This is a genomic window from Acinetobacter sp. UBA5934, assembly GCF_002430855.1.
Taxonomy (GTDB): Bacteria; Pseudomonadota; Gammaproteobacteria; order Pseudomonadales; family Moraxellaceae; genus Acinetobacter.
Genome location: NZ_DJDC01000010.1, coordinates 4,776 through 8,485, shown reverse-complemented (window position 1 = coordinate 8,485; position 3,710 = coordinate 4,776). Strand labels below are relative to the sequence as shown.

Below are 3,710 nucleotides of genomic sequence, written 5' to 3'. Positions count from 1 at the left end.
ATTTCCATAGCTGCTTAAACCCACATAATCATAATGACACACCAAATGATCAATTGATCATTTTCTCCTCTCCCGCTTATGACTCTAGGCGGGTTTTTTATGTACCCCCTTGTGTTTGCTGGCTCATATCCTTCTTGATTGCGATTTTCATTTGCTGTTCAATAAATTACTCGCCATTGTTTTGCTTCTTGTTTAAGATAATTGAAATAATAATTTTTTGATTGCCTGACATATTGTTGAGGCAGAAATTGTTGATGGAGAACTTTCAATGAAAGGCAATCGTGATGTCATTAATCAGTTAAATCAGGTGCTTTATCACCAGTTGACTGCCATTAACCAGTATTTTTTGCACTCCCGCATGTTCAACGATTGGGGAATTGAAAAGCTGGGTTCGGCAGAATACAAAGAATCGATTCAACAAATGAAAGATGCAGATAAAATTATTGAACGGATTTTATTTCTTGAGGGTCTACCTAACTTACAGAATTTAGGCAAGTTGTACATCGGTCAGCATACTGTTGAAGTACTGAATTGTGATGTTCGTAAGGTCAATGAAAATATTGAAGCGCTGCAAAAAGCGGTTAGCCTGGCTGAACAGGAAATGGATTATGTCACCCGTGATCTGGCTCAGGAAATTCTGGAAAAAGAAGAAGAATATCTGGATTGGACCAGTACGCAGCTTGATCTAGTGGAAAAGGTCGGTATCGAAAATTATATTCAAAGCCAGATTTAATTTTAAAAAAAGCCAGTCAATTGACTGGCTTTTTTATTTATGAGATTCGTTTGTTAAAGTTTTACTTCTTGGCAACCGGCTGAGCCAATGATGCGTAGTCCAGGTCAACTTTACGCAATTTTTTTAGCAACCAGAGCTGATGTTTAGCTTCCTTCTCATAACCATTAAAAGCCAGGATTTTTGCATACTTATATAAATCATAGGTAGTCGGATAATTCAAAACTACTTCTCTAATTTCCTCAAGCTGTTGTGCATTCACCTTGCTATAAGGATTCATACGAATCCAGTCAATACGGCGGTTAAACTCTTCCAGCAGGTAAATCTGATCTTGATTGGTGATCTTCTCCGGTGCTTTCTCATAGCGCAATGTTTGATTGAGTTTAGGTACCATCACTGAATAATCCCGCACAATCAAAATCAGCAGTAAGAAAAAGAATCCATATGCAACACGCATATAGTTAGGTGAAAGGGTCACAACTTTGGTATCTGCTTGTTGTGACTGAACCAGCCCAATAATAAAACCCACCGGGAGCAGGAAATACGCATAGTATTGCGGAAATTCCAGCATTGAGTGAATCAATATTGCACCAATCATTAAAATCCCGATCACGGATTCAACGGAATTGACCCGTTTATTCAGCTGATAGCCCCAGTAGCCAAAGTAGGCCAGAAAAGGTAAGCCGATAATGAAGCCGTTCCAAAGGATAAAGTCTAGAATAAAATTATGTGCGCTACGAATCCATACCGGCCCTTGAACATGATCACTAACCAAGGTATACGCAACACTGGTTTGGTTCCAGCCATAACCAAACCATGGATGGTCCATAACAGCATGCAACATTTGATTCCAAATCGCTAAACGCGACATATCCCCTGTTGCACGTCTTGCCACATCGACAGCTTTAATTTGTATGTCTAATAATTGTGTTAAATAGCTGCCAATAACCGGCAATATGAAAATCAATCCTATAAATACAGATAACCACGCCGCCAGGTAATACCATTTAATATGGATATAACCTTTAAATTGCTGATAGGCCAAATAAACCAGAATAAAGACACAAGCTACCCATGAGGTTCTGGACTGGCTTAATGCTATGCTTACCAACATAATAGATGCTGCCGGAACTAGCCATTTTGTCTGAACTTTTTTGGTTTCATATAAATATAAACATGCCAAAAGAGACATGAGCAAAAAAGTTGCCATGTTGTTTGGCTGAGCAAAATTGGCATAGGGACGAACAGCACGTTGCATATCCACCATCCCGGGAATATAAGCATCTAGGGTTAACCATTGGCAGATGGCAATAATACCCGTCGCTGTTCCGGCCATGAGAAATACATAGCTCAGTCCAGTAAATATACTTGCCCGGTCTGCCTTTTCACTGGATAAGTTATAGCCAAGCACCACACTCAGCCAAAATCCAAAGACAAAAAGCGTACTGGTTAAAGCTTTATCAAAGAAGAAGAGTTCACCTGTCCAATATTGAAGCAGCGGGATAGCCGCAAGGAACAATAAGGGTAAGCTGATCAGCGGTAATTTAATTTTGTCTTTTAAATAAATTGCAGCTAAAACAAAAAGAGATAAAAAGGCAAACAGTTCACCTGTATAGGTGACCCAGGGCCTGTAATGGACAGGCAAAAGCCAAGCCAGTGAGATAAAAACACTGGCGAGAAGCAGTAAAAGAAACTTCATAGTGGGAATGATGGAAAAATATTGGTTCTATGATAATAAAAAAACACCTGAGATGTTCAGGTGTTTTTTTATTATGGGGCATGAGATACCAAATTCAAATTAGCACCCCCTGAATCCCAACAATTAGATATCCATTTTTTTAAATATAAAAAAGGGAAGATGACGAATAATCATCATAATTATTGACCACTTTCCTGGAGTGTAAATCACTGACTTACCTGTATTAATCGCATTTACAATATCTCTTGCGACATGTTCAGGACTGGCCAGTTTCCCTTTACCACTGAGTCCTGCAGTCATTGGGGTTGCAGTAGGTCCTGGTTTAATCAATGTTGCCTGAACATTTGATCTCATAAGTACCAAACGGTGTTGTAAGCCTTGCATGAATGTTCCGATCAATGCTTTCGAAGCACCATATATATAATTTGATTTACGTCCACGATCCCCAGCTACAGAACCAATAACGGCCAGTTTTCCATGATTACTCTCAATCATTTTTTGAACTATGGCTTCTGCAAAAAGAACTGGTGATACTGCATTAACCTCTATAGCCTCGCGGCATTGGTCAATATCAACCACACAAACATCTTGATCTGGCAGATTACCATGAGCAACAAGAGCTATATCAATCGGAGCTTGTTGATCTATAGTGGAAATGCAATCCTGAATAGCACATGTATCTAAAAAATCGACTGTTATCGCACAAACTACTGCTTCAGGAAAACGCACTTTTAAGTCATCAACCACTCGCTTTAATTTTCTATCATTACGACCTAAAAGTATCAGTTCGCAGGACTGCTGACTCAACCATATTCGCGCACAATGCTCACCAATAGTTGAAGTTCCGCCCACTATAAGAATTCTTAACTTTTCTGACATAATATTACACACCTAATAATCGACGGGACATACTGGAACTTATACCTGGATCCCGATATTTTAAGAACTTCTGAATATGTGGGTATCCCGTTTCGAATAATTTTTTTGGCATACGGGCATCTTTTGCAAGATAAAGACAGCCATTGGCTTCCTGCACAATATGATCAAGTTCGTTAAAAAGTTTTAAAGTTTTTTCCTCTCTATTGGGAAAATCCAGAGCAAGCGTGACACCTGGCCGAGGAAAGCTTAACAGACCACCTGACTGTCGGCTTCCAAAAGTTTTCAATACAGCTAAAAAAGACCCCTCGCCAGATTTTTTTATAACTCTCAGCATTTCCTGAGTTGCATCCTTTCCAATATCAGAGGGTACGACACTCTGATATTGATAAAAGCCAGCATTGC

At 39.3% G+C, this 3,710-nt stretch carries 3 protein-coding genes and 1 pseudogene; 1 reads left to right on the top strand and 3 read right to left on the bottom strand.

The genetic code is table 11. The features are described from left to right. The first annotated feature begins 268 nt into the window (after nucleotides 1-268). A complete protein-coding gene (gene bfr / locus B2Y23_RS00525; RefSeq protein ID WP_291368380.1) occupies nucleotides 269-733 on the top strand; it encodes a heteropolymeric bacterioferritin subunit Bfr in 465 nt (154 codons plus the stop codon). Between the two features lie 61 nt (nucleotides 734-794). Here bfr and B2Y23_RS00520 read toward each other — a convergent pair whose 3' ends face one another. The 3 genes and pseudogenes from B2Y23_RS00520 to B2Y23_RS00510 form a co-directional block, all read right to left on the bottom strand. Continuing rightward, nucleotides 795-2,429: a PglL family O-oligosaccharyltransferase gene (locus B2Y23_RS00520; RefSeq protein ID WP_291368378.1), complete on the bottom strand. Its 1,635-nt coding sequence runs from the start codon at nucleotides 2,427-2,429 to the stop codon at nucleotides 795-797. A gap of 123 nt (nucleotides 2,430-2,552) precedes the next feature. Further along, nucleotides 2,553-3,308, bottom strand: a complete 756-nt coding sequence (locus tag B2Y23_RS00515; protein ID WP_291368376.1) for an SDR family NAD(P)-dependent oxidoreductase — start codon at nucleotides 3,306-3,308, stop codon at nucleotides 2,553-2,555. Nucleotides 3,309-3,312: 4 nt separating this feature from the next. Continuing rightward, a pseudogene (locus B2Y23_RS00510) lies at nucleotides 3,313-3,710 on the bottom strand (FAD-binding protein); the annotation flags it as partial.